The sequence below is a fragment of the Kitasatospora terrestris genome, from assembly GCF_039542905.1.
GTDB lineage: Bacteria > Actinomycetota > Actinomycetes > Streptomycetales > Streptomycetaceae > Kitasatospora > Kitasatospora terrestris.
The window spans coordinates 7560644-7579618 of sequence record NZ_BAABIS010000001.1 but is presented as its reverse complement, the minus strand read 5'-3'; the positions used below and the strand labels follow the sequence as shown (position 1 = coordinate 7579618).

19 protein-coding genes are annotated in these 18975 nt (G+C 74.9%); 8 read left to right on the top strand and 11 right to left on the bottom strand.

The window, feature by feature from the left end:
• Window positions 1–101: 101 nt before the first annotated feature.
• Window positions 102–608, top strand: a complete 507-nt coding sequence (locus ABEB06_RS34750) for a histidine kinase (RefSeq protein WP_345700903.1) — start codon at window positions 102–104, stop codon at window positions 606–608.
• A 9-nt stretch (window positions 609–617) separates the two neighbouring features.
• Here ABEB06_RS34750 and ABEB06_RS34745 read toward each other — a convergent pair whose 3' ends face one another.
• From ABEB06_RS34745 to ABEB06_RS34735, 3 genes are all read right to left on the bottom strand, one after another.
• Window positions 618–1340, bottom strand: a complete 723-nt coding sequence (locus ABEB06_RS34745) for a DUF2278 family protein (protein WP_345700902.1) — start codon at window positions 1338–1340, stop codon at window positions 618–620.
• A 111-nt stretch (window positions 1341–1451) separates the two neighbouring features.
• Entirely contained in the window at window positions 1452–2831 is a 1380-nt protein-coding gene (locus ABEB06_RS34740; protein WP_345700901.1) for an MFS transporter, read from the bottom strand.
• Window positions 2828–3625, bottom strand: a complete 798-nt coding sequence (locus ABEB06_RS34735; RefSeq protein ID WP_345700900.1) for a glycerophosphodiester phosphodiesterase family protein — start codon at window positions 3623–3625, stop codon at window positions 2828–2830. The genes ABEB06_RS34740 and ABEB06_RS34735 overlap by 4 nt, the downstream gene beginning before the upstream one ends.
• Window positions 3626–3732: 107 nt before the next feature.
• Here ABEB06_RS34735 and ABEB06_RS34730 point away from each other — a divergent pair, with 107 nt between their 5' ends.
• Window positions 3733–4560, top strand: coding sequence for a PIG-L family deacetylase (locus tag ABEB06_RS34730; protein ID WP_345700899.1), 828 nt, complete (start codon window positions 3733–3735; stop codon window positions 4558–4560).
• A gap of 15 nt (window positions 4561–4575) precedes the next feature.
• Here the strand turns inward: ABEB06_RS34730 and ABEB06_RS34725 are convergent, their stop codons facing one another.
• The 3 genes from ABEB06_RS34725 to ABEB06_RS34715 are packed head-to-tail and all read right to left on the bottom strand — an operon-like array spanning window position 4576 to window position 6443.
• Window positions 4576–5604, bottom strand: a complete 1029-nt coding sequence (locus ABEB06_RS34725) for a mechanosensitive ion channel family protein (protein WP_345700898.1) — start codon at window positions 5602–5604, stop codon at window positions 4576–4578.
• A 37-nt stretch (window positions 5605–5641) separates the two neighbouring features.
• Window positions 5642–6037: an SsgA family sporulation/cell division regulator gene (locus tag ABEB06_RS34720; protein ID WP_345700897.1), complete on the bottom strand. Its 396-nt coding sequence runs from the start codon at window positions 6035–6037 to the stop codon at window positions 5642–5644.
• 37 nt (window positions 6038–6074) lie between these two features.
• Window positions 6075–6443 (bottom strand): SRPBCC family protein, encoded by a 369-nt coding sequence (locus tag ABEB06_RS34715; RefSeq protein ID WP_345700896.1) that lies wholly within the window; start codon window positions 6441–6443, stop codon window positions 6075–6077.
• A gap of 227 nt (window positions 6444–6670) precedes the next feature.
• Here ABEB06_RS34715 and ABEB06_RS34710 point away from each other — a divergent pair, with 227 nt between their 5' ends.
• The 4 genes from ABEB06_RS34710 to ABEB06_RS34695 all read left to right on the top strand — a co-directional run bounded on the left by ABEB06_RS34710 (window position 6671) and on the right by ABEB06_RS34695 (window position 9565).
• Window positions 6671–7570 carry a SigB/SigF/SigG family RNA polymerase sigma factor gene (locus ABEB06_RS34710; protein WP_345700895.1) on the top strand — a complete coding sequence of 300 codons (900 nt, stop codon included), beginning with the start codon at window positions 6671–6673 and terminating at the stop codon, window positions 7568–7570.
• Window positions 7571–7624: 54 nt separating this feature from the next.
• Entirely contained in the window at window positions 7625–7996 is a 372-nt protein-coding gene (locus tag ABEB06_RS34705) for an STAS domain-containing protein (RefSeq protein ID WP_345700894.1), read from the top strand.
• 136 nt (window positions 7997–8132) lie between these two features.
• A complete protein-coding gene (locus ABEB06_RS34700; RefSeq protein WP_345700893.1) occupies window positions 8133–8600 on the top strand; it encodes an ATP-binding protein in 468 nt (155 codons plus the stop codon).
• 95 nt (window positions 8601–8695) lie between these two features.
• Window positions 8696–9565, top strand: a complete 870-nt coding sequence (locus ABEB06_RS34695) for an endonuclease/exonuclease/phosphatase family protein (protein WP_345700892.1) — start codon at window positions 8696–8698, stop codon at window positions 9563–9565.
• Between the two features lie 69 nt (window positions 9566–9634).
• Here the strand turns inward: ABEB06_RS34695 and ABEB06_RS39455 are convergent, their stop codons facing one another.
• The 5 genes from ABEB06_RS39455 to ABEB06_RS34665 all read right to left on the bottom strand — a co-directional run bounded on the left by ABEB06_RS39455 (window position 9635) and on the right by ABEB06_RS34665 (window position 16298).
• Window positions 9635–11284, bottom strand: a complete 1650-nt coding sequence (locus ABEB06_RS39455; protein ID WP_425559732.1) for a carbohydrate binding domain-containing protein — start codon at window positions 11282–11284, stop codon at window positions 9635–9637.
• Window positions 11285–11566: 282 nt separating this feature from the next.
• The gene (locus tag ABEB06_RS34680; RefSeq protein WP_345700891.1) at window positions 11567–12433 is read right to left on the bottom strand and encodes a hypothetical protein; all 867 of its coding nucleotides are present in this window, start codon (window positions 12431–12433) and stop codon (window positions 11567–11569) included.
• Window positions 12430–12777, bottom strand: a complete 348-nt coding sequence (locus tag ABEB06_RS34675; RefSeq protein WP_345700890.1) for a PadR family transcriptional regulator — start codon at window positions 12775–12777, stop codon at window positions 12430–12432. The genes ABEB06_RS34680 and ABEB06_RS34675 overlap by 4 nt, the downstream gene beginning before the upstream one ends.
• Window positions 12778–12861: 84 nt before the next feature.
• The gene (locus tag ABEB06_RS34670) at window positions 12862–15546 is read right to left on the bottom strand and encodes an FtsX-like permease family protein (protein ID WP_345700889.1); all 2685 of its coding nucleotides are present in this window, start codon (window positions 15544–15546) and stop codon (window positions 12862–12864) included.
• 17 nt (window positions 15547–15563) lie between these two features.
• Complete coding sequence (locus ABEB06_RS34665) at window positions 15564–16298, bottom strand: ABC transporter ATP-binding protein (protein WP_345700888.1); 735 nt, start codon at window positions 16296–16298, stop codon at window positions 15564–15566.
• 253 nt (window positions 16299–16551) lie between these two features.
• Here ABEB06_RS34665 and ABEB06_RS34660 point away from each other — a divergent pair, with 253 nt between their 5' ends.
• Window positions 16552–18666: a cellulose binding domain-containing protein gene (locus ABEB06_RS34660; RefSeq protein WP_345700887.1), complete on the top strand. Its 2115-nt coding sequence runs from the start codon at window positions 16552–16554 to the stop codon at window positions 18664–18666.
• Window positions 18667–18756: 90 nt separating this feature from the next.
• Window positions 18757–18969, top strand: a complete 213-nt coding sequence (locus ABEB06_RS34655; protein WP_345700886.1) for a hypothetical protein — start codon at window positions 18757–18759, stop codon at window positions 18967–18969.
• Window positions 18970–18975: the final 6 nt, after the last annotated feature.

Genomic DNA, 18975 nt, shown 5'->3' with positions numbered 1-18975 from the left:
GCGTGCCGGTCGGACGATCCGGCCGGTCCAGCGGCGAGGATGGCGGGCGGGCCCGGCGACCCGGCGGGCCCGTACGGCACCCGACGGGAGAGACCGGAACGATGAGCGACCGCCACCACGTCCTGCTGATCGGCTTCACCGACGCCGCCGCCTGCCGCCTCGCGTACGAGGACGCCAAGCACCTGCCGGGCCTGCGCCAGGCCGCCGTGCTGGAGCGTTCCGCCGACGGCATCATCGACGTCCCCGAGAGCCACACCCGCGGCGCGGGGGTCCCCACCGTCGGCGGCGGCATGGTCGGCGGGCTCGTCGGCCTGCTCGGCGGGCCGATCGGCGCCCTGCTCGGCTTCGCCGCCGGCGCGGCCATCGGCAACGCCGCCGAGCAGAACTGGGAGCGCGACGGCGGCGCCGGACTCATCCTGCTCAGCGCGCAGGTGCAGGACGGCACCGCGATGCTCGTCGTCGACCTCACCGAGTCCGACCCCGGACCGGCCGACCGGCTGGCCGCCGACCACGGCGGCCACCTCGAACGCCGGGCGGCCGAGGAGTTCGCCGAGGAGGTCCGCAAGGCCCGCGAGGCGGCCGAGCAGGCCCCGCCCGAGGACGAGTAGACCGGCCCCCTAGACGGGCCCGGCGGCGGGCGAGGGGCGGCCGCCGCGCGGCTTCGGCGGCTTGGGCTGGTGGCTGTCGAGTGCGTGCCCGGTGCGGTCGTCGGTGTGCCACGCCTGCGACTGGAACGCCAGGAACACCCCCACCCAGCGCGACTCGGACGGCAGGCGGATCAGCAGCGCGCCGTCCTGCCACACGCCGTCGTCGCCGCGGAACCGGCCGCTGTTGCCCTGGTTCATGTGCACGTCGTGCACCCCGTTGCCCGGCTCGAAGCCGAACACCTTGTCCGGCTCGCCCGGCTCGGCCGGCCAGCGCTGGCCGAACACGTACAGCACCGCCGCCGGGTCCTCGATCGCCCGCAGCACCTGGCGGTCCAGCAGGTCGGGCAGGTCGTTGTCGGCACCCGGACGGTCCGGCGGCAGCGTCCGCATCGCCGATCGCTCGAACAGCTTGCCGCGGACGAAGTCCAGCGCGGCGCCGCCCTGCCGCGACGGCAGCGCCCGCCAGCCCGCCGCGGTGGCCGGCAGCAGCGCCGTCACCGGGTGCGAGAAGTCCTCGTCCACCAGGTACAGCAGCTCCGAGGGCGCCTGCTGGGACTCGACGTTGACCGCCGCGCGGAAGTGCGTGCCGGACTCGTCCAGCAGGTGGATCTGGTAGTGCGGGGTGTCCGTCGCCCCCTCACGGCGGCGGTCGACGGCCCGGGCGGCGAGCACGCCGTAGTGGTCGATGGGCATCCGGTGTCCTCCCGGCGGACGGGGTGTGGGCGGCTTCCTCGCCCACACCCTCTCGCACCCGGCCCCGGAGCGGACGCCCCGTCACCCGATGTTCACCCGCGGGAGCACCTGTCAGAGGCGTTCGGGCACCGGGTTGCCGACGGCTTCGACGGCGCGGCGGACGGGGACCTTCAGCAGGACCACGAAGCCGATCACGAAGAAGATCAGCAGCGAGATGATCGCGGAGCGGTAGCTGCCGGTGATCTGGTAGGCGAGGCCGAAGACGAGCGGGCCCATCCAGCTGGTGCCGCGGTCGCTGACCTTGTAGACGCTGAAGTACTCGGCCTCCCGGCCGGCCGGGATCAGGTGGGAGAACAGCGAGCGGGAGAGCGCCTGGCTGCCGCCGAGGACGAGGCCGATCATGCAGGCGAGGGCGTAGAACCAGATCGGCTCGTGGGCGGGCATCAGGTAGCCGAGGGCGAGGGTGAGGACCCAGGCGACCAGCGAGCCGAGGATGGTCTTCTTGGCGCCGTGGCGCGCGGCGATCCGGCCGAGCAGCAGGGCGCCGCCGATGGCCACGATCTGCACCAGCAGGACGGCGGAGACCAGCGTGGACTCCTCCATGCCGAGCTCCTTGCTGCCGTACAGCGAGGCCTGGGAGACCACGGTCTGGATGCCGTCGTTGTAGCAGAGGAAGGCGCCGAGGTAGAGCAGGGTCAGCGGGTACTTCCGCATGCCCCGCAGCGTGGCGGCGAGTTCGCGCAGGCTGCCGGAGGCGGGCCGGTCGGCGACGGCGGGGGTGTGACCGGGGGCGACGCCGGCCCGGGAGGGCAGGCGGAGCAGCGGCACGACGGTGAACAGCGCCCACCAGAGGCCGGCCGAGGCGAGGCAGATGCGGACGGCGGTGCCGGTGGAGAGTCCGAGCGCGTCGTGGCCCCGGAACAGGGCGAAGTTGGCGATCAGCAGGACTCCGCCGCCGGCGTAGCCGTACGCCCAGCCCTTGGAGGAGACCGAGTCGCGCTGGTCGGGGCCGGCGAGGCCGGGGAGGTAGGCGTAGGAGAGGGCGACGGAGACGGCGTACGCGATGTTGGCGACGATCAGCAGTCCGCCGCCGAGCAGGTAGTCGTCGCCGCCGAGGAAGAACATCGCCATGGTGGCGACGGCGCCTATGTAGGCGAAGCCGCACATCAGTTCCTTGTGCCGGCCGGTGCGGTCGGCGACGGTGCCGGTGAACAGCATCACGGCGACGGAGAGCAGCACGGAGAAGGAGACCGTGTAGGGGAAGAACGAGCCGGCCCGGATGGTGAGGCCGAGGGGGTGCACGTCGCCGGACGCGTCGGCGGCGCTCTCGGCGACCGAGGTCAGGTAGGGTCCGAGGAAGACCGTCAGGACGGTGGCCGAGAAGGCCGCGTTGGCCCAGTCGTTGATGTACCAGCCGAACTGCTGCCGGCGCAGGGTACGCCCGTCGTCGTCGGTCGCCGGGTGCTCCGGCAGGTCGGTCGCGGTGCTCATGGGGTTCCAATCACCGTGCTGGAGCCGGTGCTGCCGTCGGTCCAGCAGCCGCGCTCGCCGAGGACGTCCCGCAGGACGTCGATGCGATCGGCCATGATGCCATCCACGCCGAGGTCCAGGAGAGCCCGGATCCGGGCGGGATCGTCCACGGTCCAGACGTGCACCTGCAGGCCGAGGCGGTGGGCGGTGCGGACGAAGGACCGGTCGACCACCGGGACGCCCCACTGGCGTTCGGGGACCTGGGCGCAGATACCGGCGAACGGGGCCCGGCCGGCCGCCGGGCCGGCCAGCGAGCGCAGGCGCAGCCGGGCGACCTCGCGCGGGCCGAGCGAGGTGGCGAGCCGGGGGCCGGCGGCGGCCCGGACGGCGGCAAGCCGGCGGTCGGAGAAGCCGCCGACGCAGACCCGGTCCCAGGCGGCGGTGCGGCGGACCGCCTCGACCAGCGGGGCGACGGCGGGCGCCGCCTTCACGTCGATGTTGAACCGGGCGTCGGGGAAGGCGCCGAGCAGGTCCTCCAGCAGCGGGACGGGTTCGGTGCCGCCGATCCGGGCCTGCCTGACGGCCTGCCAGGGCAGGTCGGCGACGGCGCCGGTGCGGTCGGTGACCCGGTCGAGGCGGGAGTCGTGGAAGGCGACCAGCACCCCGTCGGCGGTCGCGTGCACGTCCGTCTCCAGGTAGCGGTACCCGAGGGCGACGGCGGCCTCGAAGGCGGCGAGCGAGTTCTCGGGGCGGCCGAGGTCGCCGCCGCGGTGGGCGAAGGCCAGCGGGCCGGAATGGTCGAGGAAGGGGTGCATGGCGTTACAGTATTACGCATCATGTCAACCAGTAACGTCGGTGCGCGGAAGGGGCCCGGTGCCGCAGACTCGGACCGAGCGTTTCTCCGACCCGAGGATGGTTTGTGATGGTTGACCGGCCCCTGACGCTGATGGCGGTGCACGCGCACCCCGACGACGAGGCCACCGGGACGGGGGGTGTCCTCGCCCGGTACGCGGCGGAGGGCGTCCGGACGGTCCTGGTCACCTGTACCGACGGCGGCTGCGGCGACGGTCCGGGGGGCGTCAAGCCCGGCGAGCCCGGGCACGACCCGGCGGCCGTCGCCGCGATGCGCCGCCGGGAACTGGAGGCCAGCTGCCAGGTCCTGAGCATCGATCACCTGGAGCTGCTGGGCTACGCCGACTCCGGGATGATGGGCTGGGCGGCGAACGAGGCCCCCGGCGCGTTCTGGGGCACCCCGGTGGAGGAGGGCGCCGCCCGCCTCGCCGAGCTGCTGCGGCACTACCGGCCGGACGTGGTGGTGACCTACGACGAGAACGGGTTCTACGGCCACCCCGACCACATCCAGGCCAACCGGATCACCATGGCGGCGCTGGAGCTGACCGGCCAGACCCCGAAGGTCTACTGGACCACCGCGCCGCGCTCCGCGATGCAGCGCTTCGGCGAGGTCATGCACGAGTTCGGCGGCACCGAGCCGGATCCGGCGGAGGCCGCCGCGCTGGCCGAGATCGGCCTCCCCGACGAGGAGATCACCACCTGGGTGGACACCACCGCGCACGCCGGGCAGAAGTTCGACTCGCTGGCCGCGCACGCCAGCCAGGGCGAGAACATCTTCTTCCTCAAGATGGGCAAGGAGCGCTTCGCCGAGCTGATGGGCGTGGAGACCTTCGTCCGGGTCCGGGACACCACCGGCGCCCCGCTGCCCGAGGACGACCTCTTCGCCGGCCTGCGCTGACCCTCCGCCGGCCCGTCAGGGCGCGTCGGCCGTGGTGATCCGGGGCAGCGCCTGCGGGTGGTTCTCGCACAGGTAGCCGATGAGGTGTTCGCGCAGCCGGCAGCGGAGCTCGAACGCGTCATCGGCGTCGGCCGCCGTGGCCAGCGCCCGGACGACGATGGTGGTCGGCGTGGTGTCGACCACCTGCAGGGCGGAGCCCTGCCCGTCCCACAGCTCGCACTTGGCCAGGAAGTCCTCGAACTCCTGCCGCATCAGCCCGACCGGCGCCCGGTGGTCCAGGTGGAACAGGGCGGTGCCGGTGATGCGGCGGGAGCGGCGCGACCAGTTCTCGAACGGGCGGCCGACGAAGTACGACATCGGCATCACCAGTCGGCGCTGGTCCCAGGTCGCGATCACCACGGAGGTGAGGGTGATCTCCTCGACCGTCCCCCACTCGCCGGCCACCACCACGATGTCCCCGATCCGGGCCAGGTCGCCGAAGGCCATCTGCACCCCCGCGAAGACGTTGGCCAGGGTGCTCTGCGCCGCCACGCCCGCCACCAGGCCGACCAGCCCGGCGGAGGCCAGCAGGCTCGTCCCGACCCCGCGCACCGCGGGAAAGGTCATCAGCGCGGCGCCCAGGGTCACCACGGCGACCACCGCCTGGCAGATCCGGCCGAGCAGACCGGCCTGGGTACGGGCCCGGCCCGCCAGCTCCGGATCGCGGCGGTGCACCGCCAGCCGGGTGCCGAACTCCACCACCAGCGCCGCCAGCCGGGCGCACAGCCAGCCGCCGGAGCCGATCGCGAGCACCACGGCCAGGTGCCGCAGCCCCTCGCGGGCGGCGGGCGGCGCGTCGATCCACGGCAGCGCGACCGCGAGCAGCAGGCACACGGTCAGCGCCAGCACCGGCCGCCGGCACCGGCGCACCAGGCCCGGCGCGCCGGTCGTGCTGCCGGGCACCCGCAACCGCCGGGCCAGCAGCTGCGCCGTCCGGTCGAGGCCGTACGCGACCAGGACGGCCGCGGCGACCACGACCGCGAGGCGGAGCAGGCTCCACCACATGTCCGGTTCTCCTTCCGCTCCCCGTTGCCGCGGCGGCTCAGGCGGCCAGCAGGCTCTTCAGTCCCCGGTCCCAGTCGATCAGCGCGTCCTCCGCCCCGGGCGGGACGAGCCGGGCGGTGGCGGCCAGCAGCCCGGAGACCGCCGCGGCGGGGGCGGCGAGCAGGGCGATGCCGTCGCGGCCCTCCAGCGCGATCAGCACCCGGGTCTCGTCGAAGGGCGCGACGTGCACGTCACCCTCGCCGACCGGGGCGTCCAGGCCGGCGATCAGCAGGTCGCGCGAGAGCATCCACACGGCGCCCGGTTGGAACGGGCCGAAGTCGAGCTCCACCGCGTGGGGGTCGTCGGTCCGGTACGTCCAGTCGACGTCCAGGTCGCGGCTGCGCTCGTCGCCGGTCATCAGGCGCATGGTGATCCGGGTGGTGAGTCGTTCCATGGGCGGGTTCCCCTCCTCGTCCGTCGTGGTCGCCGGGTCAACCGGCCATCGGGGTGGCCCGCGCCTCGACGTGGTGCTTGAAGTCGTTCAGGTCGTCGATGACGCGCCGGTCCACGAAGCCCAGGGCCTCCGCGAGGTGCTCCCAGAGCCCGTGCGGTTCGATCTCCAGCTGCAGCATCAGCCGGGTCGTGCCGGCGTCCACCTGGTGGAAGGTGACCACGCCGCTGTGGTTCACCGGGCCGGTCGCGCCCGCCCAGGCCACCCGTTCGCCCTCGACCACCTCGGTGGTCACGCTCTCGCTCCCGTCGGCCCGCATGAACTGCGGGAAGTCCTCGCAGCGGACCCAGTGCCGGTAGACCTCGTCGAGCGGCGCCGCCACCTCGACCGACTCCTCTATCCGTCCCATCGTCTCCTCCTCGGACTCCGCTCCCCGCCCCGCTGCCGCGAGGGCGCCGGGCGGCCTGCCGGGTTTCGGGTGCCCCGATCCCCCGCGGGCATGCACGACGGGCCGCAACCGTTACCGGGCCGGTCGGACCATCGGTCGTTCACGAAACCCTCACGACCGGAGGCCACATGGATGCCGCACCACCGGGTACCCGGGGACGGACCGTATGCCGAGGGGAAAGGACCGACATGGCCACGACCAGTGACGAACTCCTCCACCGCGCGACGCTTCCGGGCCGGCCCGCAGCCGTGGAGGTCGAGCCTCCGGGCACCCCTCGCACCACCGTGCCGGAGCTCGCCGACCTGGGGGACCCCCGGCAGGTCGCGCCCGCCGACGCCCGCGAGCTGACCCGGGTCCTGCTGGTCCGGCTCGCCTCGCTGGAGGAGGGCACCCGCGAGTACTCGTACGTGCGCTCCACCCTGATCGAGCTCAACCTCTCGCTGGTCCGGTACGCGATCCGCCGCGTCGGCAGCCGCGGGGAGTCGCAGGAGGACCTGCTGCAGGTCGGCTCGATCGGCCTGATCAAGGCGATCGACCGGTTCGACCCCGACCACGGCGTGGAGTTCACCACGTACGCCGTGCCGACCATCCTCGGCGAGATCCGCCGGCACTTCCGCGACACCACCTGGGCAGTCCACGTGCCGCGGCGCCTGCAGGAGCTGCGCATCACCCTCGCCAAGTCCCGCGACGTGCTGTTCCAGCGGCTCGGCCGGGCGCCGACCGTCCGCGAGCTCGCCGAGCACCTCGGCCTGCCCGAGGAGGAGGTGATCGAGGGGCTCGCGGCCGCCAACGGCCACACCGCAGGCTCCCTGGACGCCCCGGCGGCCGAGGGCCAGGAGGACTCCAACCCGCTCGCCCGGCAGCTCGGCCAGGAGGACTCCCGGTTCGTCACCACCGAGGACCTGGTCGTCCTCAAGCCGGCGATCGCCGCCCTGCCGGAGCGCGACCGGCTGGTCCTCTCGCTGCGCTTCGGCGAGGACCTCACCCAGTCGCAGATCGGCGACCGGCTCGGGCTGTCCCAGATGCAGATCTCCCGCATCCTCAGCCGCATCCTCAAGCAGCTCCACGCCGAACTCGTCGCCGACTGAGCCGCACTCGCGTAAACTCGGACGGCACAGCTGCGGGAGGGGAACACCACGACGATGCAGGCGGAGAAGACGATGCCCGAGCCGGGGTTGCTCGTCCGCACCTGGCACACCGACACCCGAGCGGCCGTCTGCGCGCTGGCGGGCGACCTCGACATCGAGACCCTCGCCCCCGCCGGGCAGGCGCTCGACGAACTGGTCGAGCAGCGCCCGCCGCTGCTCGTCGTCGACCTGCGCGGCATCGACTTCTGCGACTCCTCCGGGCTGAACCTGCTCCTGCAGACCCGGCTGGCGGCCGCCGCCGCGCAGGTGGGCTTCCGGCTCGCCGCACCCTCCGCGACCGTGCAGCGACTGCTGGAGCTCACCTGCGCCGACACCGTGTTCTCACTCCACCCGTCGCTCGACGAGGCCCTCGCCGCCCCGCTCTGACCCCCGCCGCCGACCGGCGGCGGGGGCGCACGGAGCACCTGGAACGCCCGGTCGCCGCGGGCAGCACGCATGATCCGGCCACAACCGGGAACCAGACGCAACGACCACCGCGCCGACACCGAAAGGGGGACCGCCCATGACGACCAGCCGGGCCGCCCTCCACGGCGACCGGCCGGGCACCGGCCCCACGCTGCCGCCCGGCGGTCAGCGCCGACGGCTGCACCTGGCCGGCCTGCCCAAGCCCGTCGCCCGCGCCCGGGCGTACACCGCGGAGGCCGTCGCCGACTGGTCGTGGCCGACCGGCGGCGCCGGTGCCGACGACATCGTGCTGCTGGTCGCCGAACTGGTCGCCAACGCGATGCTGCACGCCGGCGGCCCGGTGGACCTCGTCCTCGACGCCTCCACCAGCCGCCTGCGGATCGAGGTCAGCGACCGGTCGACCGACCTGCCCGAACCCCGCCGGCCGCACCGCCCCGGCCTACCGGGCGGTCACGGCCTCTTCATCGTCGAACGCGCCGCCACCCGCTGGGGCGCCCAGCCGCACACCGACGGCAAGACGGTCTGGGCCGAGATCGACGCCCACCCCCCGCACCCCGGCGACTGACCGCCCGCCACCGGTCGACCCACCGGCACCGGCCGTCCGATGACCACCGGCTGACCGGTGGTCATCGGTTTCCGGGCCCGGTGTACCGTCGGACGATGACCGGCTCCCCTCGGGTACGCGTCGCGACCTTCAACGTCCTGCACGGGCGACGGCTCCCGGGCCCCGAACCCGCCACCGCCGGACCGCTGGTCGACGCCGTCGCCGCGCTGGACGCCGACGTCCTGGCCCTCCAGGAGCTCGACCGCCACCAACCCCGCTCCGGCCGCCTCGACCAGGCCCGGGCGGTCGCCGAGGCCACCGGCGCCGCCGACTGGCGCTACGCCTCCGCCTTCCACGCCCGCGCCCTGCCGGGCCGAGCCTGGGCGCGCGACCCCGCCGAACCCGGGCTGCGGGTGCACGGCCCGCACGACGGGGGCCACGACGGCGGCCTCCCCTCGCACGGCATCGCGCTGCTCTCCCGGCTCCCGGTGCTGGGCTGGCACTCCCGGCGGTTCCCCGCGCCGCCGCTGGCCGTTCCGCTGCCACTGGCCGGGCGGGCCGGCCCCACCGTGGTCCGCGACCATCCGCGGGCCGCCCTCGCCGCCGTGCTGGCGGGGCCGCGCGGCCCGTTCACCGCGGTGGCGCTGCACCTGTCGTTCGTCCCGGGGTGGAACGTCCTCCAGCTCCTCGCCGTGCACCGATGGATCGCCGGCCTGCCCCGGCCGCACCTCCTGCTGGGCGACCTCAACCTCGCCGGGCCGCTCCCCGCCGCCGTGCTCGGCGCCGCCGAACTGCTCCGCCCGTCACGGCCGCGCTCCTCCTGGCGCGCGCTGGCCCGGGCCCGGACCTTCCCGGCGCACCGCCCGCGCGTCCAGCTCGACCACGTCCTCGCCGCCGGCCCGGTGCCGCCCGGTACCGCCCCCGCGCGGGCCCCCGGGGCCGCGGTCTCGGACCACCGGCCGCTGGTGGTCGACCTGCACCTGTAGCCACGCGGCACGCAGCCGTGCCCCGGGCCTGGGCCCGGGGCACGGCTGTCCAGCGGTCATCGCCTGCGATCAACGGCCCTGGAGGGACTTCACGTTGTCGCCGAAGGTCCAGCCCTTGGAGCCGTCCCAGTTGATCGACCAGGTCATCAGGCCCTTCAGCTGGCCGCTGTAGGAGCTGTACGCCTGGCTGACCAGGCTCGGCGCCATGTAGCCGCCGCCCGCACCGGGCTGGGCCGGCAGGCCGGGCACCTGCTTGTCGTACGGCACCTTGATGGTGGTGCCCTGGATGGTCAGGCCGTTGTTGAGGCAGGTGGTCTGGGCGGTGAAGCCCTGCACGGTGCCGGCCTGGTACGAGTCGCCCGAGCAGCCGTACATGCTGCCGTTGTAGTACTGCATGTTCAGCCACCACAGGCGGCCGTTGTCGACGTACTTCTTGATGATCGGCAGGTACGCGCCCCAGATCGAGCCATAGGTGACGCTGCCGCCGGTGACGTACGCGGTCTCCGGCGCCATGGTGAGGCCGAAGCCGGCCGGCATCTGCGCGAGGACGCCGTCGATGATGCGGATCAGGTTGGACTGCGAGGCGGACAGCGTGCCGATGCTGCCGCTGCCGGACAGGCCGGTCTCGATGTCGATGTCGATGCCGTCGAAGTTGTACTTCTTCAGGATCGGGACGACGGTCGCCACGAACTTGTCGGCGACGGCGCTGGAGCTCAGGTCGATGCCCGCGGTGGCGCCGCCGATCGACATCAGCAGCGTGGCACCGGCCGCCTTGGCCTGGCACATCTCGGCGGGGGTGGAGACCTTGACGCCGGCGTCCATGCCGTCCTGCCACAGGACGGTGCCGTCGGAGAGGATCACCGGGAACGCGGCGTTGATGACGTTGTAGCCGTGCGCGGCGATCCGGCTGTCCGTGATGGGCACCCAGCCCATGCCCGGGTGAACGCCGTTGGAGGCGCCGTCCCAGTTCTCCCAGTAGCCCTGGAGGACCTTGCCGGCCGGCTTGGGCTTGGTGGCACAGGTCTCGCTGCCCGTACCGCTCGGCGAGGGGCTGGTCGAGGTGCTGCTGGACGGGCTGGCACTGGTGCTGGTGCTCGGCGAGGCGCTGGTCGACGGGCTCGCGCTGGTGGACGGGCTCGCGCTGGTGCTGGTGCTCGGCGAGGGGCTGCTGCCGCCGGGGCCGGTGAGCGAGAGGTCGTCCGCGTAGTACGCGGGCTGGCCGTACCAGCCGTGCACGAAGACGGTCACCGAGGTGGTGCTCGCCCCGGTGGTGAAGGCGACGCTGAGCTGCCCGTACGAGGCGTTGCCCGGCGTCCAGGTGGAGGCGTTGACGCCGGTGCCGGTGGCGCCCAGGTAGACGTAGCTGCCCTGCACGTAGGCGCTGAGCGTGTACTGGGAGTTGGGCTGCACGCTGATGGTCTGGCTGCACTGCGCGGAGTCCTGGCCGGACGGGGTCGCCTTCAGGGCGGAGGTGCCGCCGTGCACCGGGCTGCCGACGACCGCGCCGGAACCGCCGGTGCAGGTCCAGCCGGAGAGCCCGTCCTCGAAGCCGGCGTTGGCCACGAGGTTGGGGACGGCGGCGCCGGCCGTGACCGAACCGGTGACGGCGAGGCCCGCGGCGATGACGGCGGCGGCGCTGACTCCGGCCAGCGAACGCCTCAGCGCCACTGGTCGGTTCTCGGCATGGCTGATCCGGTTCACCTGCGATGCGCGGAACATGCTGTGCTCCCTTCCCGCCGAGCGTCATGGGCATGACCGACGCGTGGGGGCGTGACGCCCGGCTCTGGGTGAGGTGGGGACATGTGGGGGTGTGCCGGACCGGATCGTAGGAAGGGGCGGCAAGTCTCGTCAATAGGTCTGGACCATTGCAAGGGGTATGGACCAATTGAGCGAGGGTCAGCCACCCGCCGCCAGGCCCGCGAGTCGCGTGGCGGCGCCGAAATCCGCCCGGGGCGGGCGCGCTTCGCGGCGCCCGTACGGTGCGTCCCGGGGCGTGACGGCCTAGCCGGGCAGCAGGCCCGACACCCCGCCGACCTGCTCCCACAGGCTGAACAGGCTGAAGGAGGCGGTCAGCGGCAGCACCGCGACCCCGGCGGCGGCGGCGCGCAGCCGGCCACGGGCCGTGCACACGGCCGCCAGCAGCGCCGGCAGCACCAGCAGTGCGAGCGGCCACCAGCCGTCCATCAGGTACCGCGTGCCGTAGCCGCCCTGGGCCCGCGTCAGCGCGAAGCCGGCCGCCAGGCCGGCGAGCACCAGCAGCCGGGAGCGCCGGTCCGGCCGCTCCAGCAGGTCGGGCGGGGCGGCGGTCAGCAGCACGCCGCCGAGCAGGTACGGCAGCAGGGCGGTGGCGCCGTACATCAGCTGCCAGCCGTCCGGCGCGCCGGCGGCCAGCAGGCCGATCCGCACCGTGCCGAGCAGGGCCGTCCCGAGGGCGAGCGTCCGGACCGCCCGCCAGGCGCCGAGCGCGGCCGCCGCGGCCAGCAGGACGGGGACCACGGTCAGGCCGAGCACGGCGAGGTGGCCGGGCAGTTCGGTCCAGGGCGCGGCGAGACCCGCCCGGGCGGCGACCCGCACCTCGCGGGTGCGCGGGTCGGCGAGGCCGGGCAGGGCCACCAGCCCCGCCAGCGCGCCGGCCAGCAGCGGTGCGGCGGCGGCCAGCAGCCGCCCGCCGACGGCGGTGGCGGCCACGCCGGTGCGCAGCCGCAGGCCGTACGCGGCGAGGTCGAACGCCTCCCGGGCGCAGGCCAGCGCCCCGGCGCCGGCCGTGGTGTCGGTGAACACCTCGGCGAGTTCGGCGCCGCGCTCGCGGCGGTAGCCGGCGGGGTAGAGCGCGAGGGCGGTGCGCAGCGCCGCCGTGCGAGCGGTCACGCGCCGGCCCCGCGCGGGCGGACCGCCGCGGTGCCGAGGCGGCGCTGCGCCTCGGCGGCGACGGTGCGCAGCCGTTCGGCCTCGACGGCCAGGACGTCGCGCCCGGCGGCGGTGAGGGCGTAGGTGCGGCGGGCCCGTCCGTCGACCACCTCCTCGGCGGCGATCTCGATCAGCTCTTGCTGGAGCAGCCGGTCGAGGGCCCCGTAGAGCGTGCCGGTGCGCATCCGCACCCGCCCCCCGGAGATCGCGTCGACCTCGCCGATCAGCGCGTATCCGTGCCGGGGGGCGTCGGCCAGGGCGGTGAGCAGCAGCAGGGTGGACTCCTGCATGGCACGTTCGGTCATGGGACTACATATACCGCCGGACGTCCTATCCGGGCCACCTCACGCCCACGGCCCCCACCGCCTCCACCACCTCGCACCGCCCGCTCACCGGTAGCGGTGCCCGCCGCGCTCCCGTCGGGCCGCGCCCAGCAGGCCGGCCAGCAGCGGGAGCACCAGGACCAGCAGGGCGATGGTCGGCCACGGCGCGTCGGACAGCTGGACCGACGGCGAGCCCGGCTGCCCGGCGGCCCGCGAGCGCAGCAGGGCGAAGGCCGGGACGGCTCCGCTGACCGTGCCGAGCACCGCGCCGAGCAGCGCGATCAGACCGGCCTGCAGTCCGGCCAGGGTGCGCCGGGTGCGCGGCCGGGCGCCGATCGCGCTGAGCACCGCCCGGTCGCGGCGGGCGTCGGCGGCGGCCAGCGCGGTGGCCACCACCGCGGCGCCCAGCACCACCAGGGCGGCGAAGCCGCTCAGCGCCACCCCGGTCAGGCCGGTGGTCGGCCGATAGCCGCGCTCCACCTCCAGGGTGGCGTACGGGGCGAGGCGGGAGACCGTGGCGGCGGCCCGCCGTTCGGCCTTCTCCGGGGTCGGGCTCGACGGGAGCCAGATCGAGCCGACCGGCTCGACCGCCAGCCCCATCCGGCGGACCGCCTGGGCGCCGATCACCAGGGGCGCGTAGCGCCGGTCGGCCGGCCGTTCGACCAGCACGCCCTCCACGCTCTCCTCCCGCACCGCGCCGTTCGCGCCCTGCATCCGCAGCAGCACCCGTCCGTCGTGCAGGTAGCCGGGGTCGGTGACGACCGCCTTCCCGGCGGCGAGCGCGGCCTCGGCGGCCGGGTCGCGCAGCGCCAGCAGGTTGTGCAGGACGGCCGCGTCGCCGACCGTCAGCGGGCTGCTGACGGTCTGTCCGTAGCGCTGGCCGCCGTCCGCGTACACGGTGGCCCGGCAGCCCTCGCAGAAGAGGTACTCCGCCTGGTAGAGGTCGGCGCGTTCGCCGAGGGCGGGCAGGTCCTGGGCGAGCGCGGTGCGCAGTCGGGGCAGCGCCGCCGTGTCGCCGTGGATCTCCAACTGGACGGCGTCGAGCGGCCGCTGGAGCCGGTAGGCGGCCCGGTCCTGGACCTGCGAGCCGGTGGTGTGCACGCCGACCGCGACGGCCCCGGCCACCGCGGCGAGCACGGCGGCCACCGCGGGAGCGGTCCGGGAGCGGTGCCGGGCGGTGTCGCGCAGCGCGAGCCTGGGGCCCAGCGGCAGCCGGCCGGCGAGCCGGCCGCACAGGGCCAGCAGCGACGGGGTGAGCAGCAGCAGCCCGAGTTCGGCGGTGACCGCCCCGGCCAGCACCGACAGGGTGCGCGGGGAGAGCCCGGCGAGCACCGGCTCCCCGCCGGCCTGCCCGGCGACCGCGCCGTACAGGGCGAGGCCCGCCCCGGCGGCGACGGTCAGCAGCCCGAGCAGCGGCACCCAGCGGCCGGGCGGGCGGACGGTGTCGCGGCCGTTCAGTCCGGCCAGCACCTCGCGCCGTCCGGCCTGGACGGCGGGCACCAGGGCCGCCAGCAGCGCGGTCGCGACGCCGGTCGCGGCGATCAGCGCCAGGTCGAGCGGACGCAGCGCCAGGTGCCCGAACCGGCTGCCGCCGAGCCCTTCGATCCAGGGCCGCAGCAGTGCCACCAGGCCGCAGCCGGCCGCCGTGCCGAGCCCGGCCCCGACGGCGCCCAGTACCAGGCCGCCGCCCAGCACCACCGCGCGGACGTGCCCGGGCCGGCCGCCCGCGGCGCCGAGCAGGGCGAGCCGGCGCCTGGCCTGCCGGGCGCCGATCGCGAACGCCGGGCCGGCCAGCAGGGTCACCTCCAGCAGCGCCAGGGCCGCGGTGGTCGCGGCCGCCATCGCGGTGCGCTCGCGCTGGTCCGCGGCGCCGATCGCCTCCTGCCGGTCCATCGCCGCGGCGGGCGGGTTCTGCGCCACCTGCCGGGCGGCCAGCGTGTAGCCGTAGCGGTTCAACTCCCGTACCCGGTCCCAGTCGAGCGTGGCACCGGCGGGCAGCTGGACCAGCCAGGCGGCCTTGCGGGCGGCGGCCTCGTCCGCCTGCGTGCCGAGCGGCGCGAGGCCCGCGGCGGCCTGGACGCCGTCCAACTGCCCGTACAACTGGCCCGGACGGGCAACCAGTTCGACCTTGCGCAGGTCACCGGGGTGCTCCACCGTCCCGGTCAGGGTGAACGGCGCGGACTCCAGGCCCTGGACGGTCACCGTGTCCCCCAGCCGCAGCCCGGTCTCCGCCAGGAACTCCCGGGTGGCGGCGGCCTCGCGCGGGGCGGTGGGTGCGCGGCCGGCCACCAGGTCCAGCCGCCCCTGCCACAGGGGCCGGGTCAGGTCCGCCTCGAAGGTCTCGACCGGCATCAGCCCGTCCGGGGTCCGCACCCCCGCCACCGGCCCGCTGCGGGCCGGCACCAACCAGCTGCCCGCCGGCAGCAACCCGCCCAGCAGCGCGACCGGTTCGGTCTCCATCGCGCGGCGCTGCTCGGCACTCGGCACGGCGCCGGCCGGCTGCGGCAGGGTGCGCACCCCGTCGTCGGGGAAGACCGCCTGCTCGACCGTCCGCCCCGGGGCGTAGGCCCCGATCAGCGCGTCGGCCCGGCCCATCAGCCGGTCCGAGCGCTCGGCCGCGGTCAGCTGTCCGCTGCGGTGCACCACGTCCGCGCCGGCCACGCCCAGCACCGGCAGCGCGACCATCGCCGCCACCAGCGCGCTGCGGCCGCGCGCCCGCCACGCGTCCCGGCGGGCGATCCGTAGCGCCACCCGCCACGACCCGGCGCTCACCGGGCCGCCCCGGCCTGCGCGTGCGGGGACCGGTCGGCGGTCCGCCGCTGCACCGCCTGGTCGACGATCCGGCCGTCGCGCAGGAAGACCACCCGGTCCGCCCAGGCCGCGTGCGCCGCATCGTGCGTGACCATCACCACCGCCGCCCCCGCGTCGCAGCGGGCCCGCAGCACGCCGAGGACCGCCTCGCCGGTGGCGGAGTCCAGCGCACCGGTCGGCTCGTCCGCCAGCACCAGGCGGCGTTCTCCGATCAGCGCGCGGGCGATCGCGACCCGCTGCTGCTGGCCGCCCGACAGGGCGTCGGGGAAGCGCTCGGCGAGCTCGCCGATGCCCAGCTCCTCCAGCGCGGCCAGCGCCTCGCGCCGGGCCGTGCGGGCGGAGCAGCCGTCCAGCTCCCGCGGCAGCGCGATGTTCTCGGCGGCGGTCAGCGCCGGGATCAGGTTGTAGCTCTGGAACACGTACCCGACCGAGCGGCGGCGCACATCGGCCAGCCGGCCGCGGCTCAGTCCGTCCAGCGGCGTGCCCTCGACCAGCACCCGGCCGCCGGTCGGCCGGTCCAGCCCCCCGGCCAGCGCCAGCAGCGTGGACTTGCCGGACCCGGACGGGCCCATCACCGCCACGAACTCCCCCGCGCGCACCGCGAGATCCACCTCGCGCAATGCGTACACCTCGGCCGCACCGCTGCCGTGCACCCGACTGACGCCCTCAAGGATCAACGAATCATGTTGCATACCGAGTATGTATAGCGAGGCCGCGCGCAATACTCAAGTGCACGACATAAGTAGTCTAGCTGACTATGCTCGACCGTCGGGGCAATTGACATGCCCGACACGCCCTCCCATGATGGGAGCGCTCCCACGCCCCATCCGTCGCACGCGTCGTCGACGGCCGGACGCGGCGCACCCGCGCCGCGCCGTCCTCCGTCCACCGACCGGCTCCGGGGCCTGGCCCCGGGTCGGCGTCCCCCACCCGGGAGGAACACCCATGCTGTTCCGCAGGAGATCGGACCGGCTCCGCCGCCCCCTCACCGTCACCGCCTCGGTCGCCCTGGCACTGGCGGCCGCCGCCCTGCCGCTGTCCACCCCCGCCGCGGCCGACCCGGCCGACCCGGCCGCCACCGGCGACACCACGGTCACGGTCAACGCCGGGGCCGGCCTGGGCACCGTCGGCCCCGCCGCGCTCGGCGCCAACACCGCCATCTGGGACTCGGCCATGAACGACCCCGAGGTGGCCACCCTCTACCGGGCCGCCGGGATCGGCGCGCTGCGCTACCCGGGCGGCTCCTACTCCGACATCTACCACTGGGTCGACAACACCGCGCCCGGCGGCTACGTCGCCCCGGGCACCGGCTTCGGCGCCTTCATGGGGACCGTCAGGGCCACCGGCGCCCAGCCGATCCTGATCGCCAACTACGGCTCCGGCACCGCCCAGGAGGCCGCCGACTGGGTCCGCTACGCCAACCTCACCAAGGGCTACGGGGCGAAGTACTGGGAGATCGGCAACGAGATCTACGGCAACGGCGTCTACGGCAGCGGCTGGGAGAACGACACCCACGCCGACAAGTCGCCCGACCAGTACGCCCGCGAGGTCAAGGCGTACGCCGCCGCGATGAAGGCCGTCGACCCGACCGTGAAGATCGGCGCGGTGCTCACCATGCCCGGCAACTGGCCGGACGGCATCGTCGCCGCCGGCGGCACCGGCGACTGGAACCACACCGTGCTCGCCGCCGTCGCCCACGACGTCGACTTCGTCAGCGTCCACTGGTACCCCAACACCAGCACCGGCGACCAGTCGCTGGCCGCCGTGCGACAACTGCCCGGCGAGCTCCGCGAGGTGCGCGACCTGCTGGACCGGTACGCGGGCGCCGACTCCGCCCGCATCGGCATCGCGATGACCGAGGTGAACTCCAACTCCGGCGGCGGCGCCTTCACCACCCGCCCCAACGGCCTGTTCGCCGCCGAGGCCATGAGCACCGCGCTGGAGAACGGCGTCTTCACCGTGGACTGGTGGGACACCCACAACGGCGCCGGCGCCATCACCACCGTGGGCGGCGAGACCGACTACGGCGACATGGGCATGCTGTCGAACGGCAGTTGCACCGGCAGCGTCTGCGAACCGGCGGTGAACACCCCGTTCGCGCCCTACCACGGCATCAAGGCGCTCGGCGCGCTCGGCGACCCGGGCGACACCATGGTCGCCTCGGGCTCCTCCGGCTCGGACGTCTCCTCGCACGCGGTGCTCCGCGCCAACGGCGACCTCGGCGTCCTGCTGCTCAACAAGAACTCCTCGGCCCAGCACACCGTCGACCTGCAGTACCTGGGCTTCACCGCCGGCCCCGCCGCCCCCGCCGTCCAGCGGTGGGCGCCCGGCGACGACGGCCTGGTGGACGCCACCGGCACCGCCACCGCCGCCTCGGTGACCCTGGCCCCGTACTCCCTCACCGTGCTGACCCTGCACCCGAAGAGCGGCACCGGCTCCTCCGCCGCCACCGTCGGCACCCCCGGCACCCCGCGGACCACCTCGGTGGACGCCAACACCGTCGCCCTCAGCTGGCCCGCCGCCACCGGCGCGGTCGACCGCTACGAGGTCTACGAGCAGCTCGGCACCACCCTCCAGCTGCTCGGCTCGTCCACCGGCACCACCGCCACCCTCCACAACCTGCCGCCGGGCTCCCGGCACACCGTCAACGTCCTGGCCCGGGACCAGGCCGGGCGCCTCTCCCGCCCCTCCGAGCCGCTGACCTTCACCACCGGCACGCCGAGCGACAGCACCTGCGCCGTCACCTACCGGGTCACCACCGGCTGGGGCAACGGCTTCGTCGCCGACGTCGCGGTGAGCAACCTCGGCCCGGCCGACATCAACGGCTGGACGCTCGACTTCGACTGGCCCTCCACCGGGCAGTCCGCCGCCTCCTGGTGGAACGCCGTCGTCCACGAGGACGGCCGGCACGTCCGCGTCACCAACGGCGACTCCAACGCGCGCCTCGCGCCGAACGGCGGCAACACCGCGAGCTTCGGCTTCGTCGGCGCCAACAACGGCGCCAACCCGACCCCGACGGTCTTCCGCCTCAACGGAACGGTCTGCCGCACCGTCAGCTGACCTGCACCACCCCGGGCGGGGGTCCTCGGCCCCCGCCCGGCACCGGGCGCTACGCTTCCGTCCCACGACCGTGGACCCGGGGGGTGCGACGTGCTGTTCGACCGACTGACGACCGCCTGGACGGCCCTCCCCTGGGACGAGGCGGTCGAACGCTTCCCGTTCCTGGCCGGCCCGGAGCTGGAGTTCGACGGACTCTTCAGCGAGGAGCCCTCGCACGTCCTCGTCCACGACGGCGACCTGCACGTCGCCGGCGGCGCGGCCCTCGCCGGACGCCCCCTCACCTCCCGGCCGCCGCGCGGCTGACAGTCC

Coding starts and splice junctions, on each gene's coding strand:
- ABEB06_RS34750 (WP_345700903.1), top strand. CDS start 102: ATGAGCGACCGCCACCACGTCCTGCTGATCGGCTTCACCGACGCCGCC.
- ABEB06_RS34745 (WP_345700902.1), bottom strand. CDS start 1,340: ATGCCCATCGACCACTACGGCGTGCTCGCCGCCCGGGCCGTCGACCGC.
- ABEB06_RS34740 (WP_345700901.1), bottom strand. CDS start 2,831: ATGAGCACCGCGACCGACCTGCCGGAGCACCCGGCGACCGACGACGAC.
- ABEB06_RS34735 (WP_345700900.1), bottom strand. CDS start 3,625: ATGCACCCCTTCCTCGACCATTCCGGCCCGCTGGCCTTCGCCCACCGC.
- ABEB06_RS34730 (WP_345700899.1), top strand. CDS start 3,733: ATGGTTGACCGGCCCCTGACGCTGATGGCGGTGCACGCGCACCCCGAC.
- ABEB06_RS34725 (WP_345700898.1), bottom strand. CDS start 5,604: ATGTGGTGGAGCCTGCTCCGCCTCGCGGTCGTGGTCGCCGCGGCCGTC.
- ABEB06_RS34720 (WP_345700897.1), bottom strand. CDS start 6,037: ATGGAACGACTCACCACCCGGATCACCATGCGCCTGATGACCGGCGAC.
- ABEB06_RS34715 (WP_345700896.1), bottom strand. CDS start 6,443: ATGGGACGGATAGAGGAGTCGGTCGAGGTGGCGGCGCCGCTCGACGAG.
- ABEB06_RS34710 (WP_345700895.1), top strand. CDS start 6,671: ATGGCCACGACCAGTGACGAACTCCTCCACCGCGCGACGCTTCCGGGC.
- ABEB06_RS34705 (WP_345700894.1), top strand. CDS start 7,625: ATGCAGGCGGAGAAGACGATGCCCGAGCCGGGGTTGCTCGTCCGCACC.
- ABEB06_RS34700 (WP_345700893.1), top strand. CDS start 8,133: ATGACGACCAGCCGGGCCGCCCTCCACGGCGACCGGCCGGGCACCGGC.
- ABEB06_RS34695 (WP_345700892.1), top strand. CDS start 8,696: ATGACCGGCTCCCCTCGGGTACGCGTCGCGACCTTCAACGTCCTGCAC.
- ABEB06_RS39455 (WP_425559732.1), bottom strand. CDS start 11,284: ATGTTCCGCGCATCGCAGGTGAACCGGATCAGCCATGCCGAGAACCGA.
- ABEB06_RS34675 (WP_345700890.1), bottom strand. CDS start 12,777: ATGACCGAACGTGCCATGCAGGAGTCCACCCTGCTGCTGCTCACCGCC.
- ABEB06_RS34665 (WP_345700888.1), bottom strand. CDS start 16,298: ATGCAACATGATTCGTTGATCCTTGAGGGCGTCAGTCGGGTGCACGGC.
- ABEB06_RS34660 (WP_345700887.1), top strand. CDS start 16,552: ATGCTGTTCCGCAGGAGATCGGACCGGCTCCGCCGCCCCCTCACCGTC.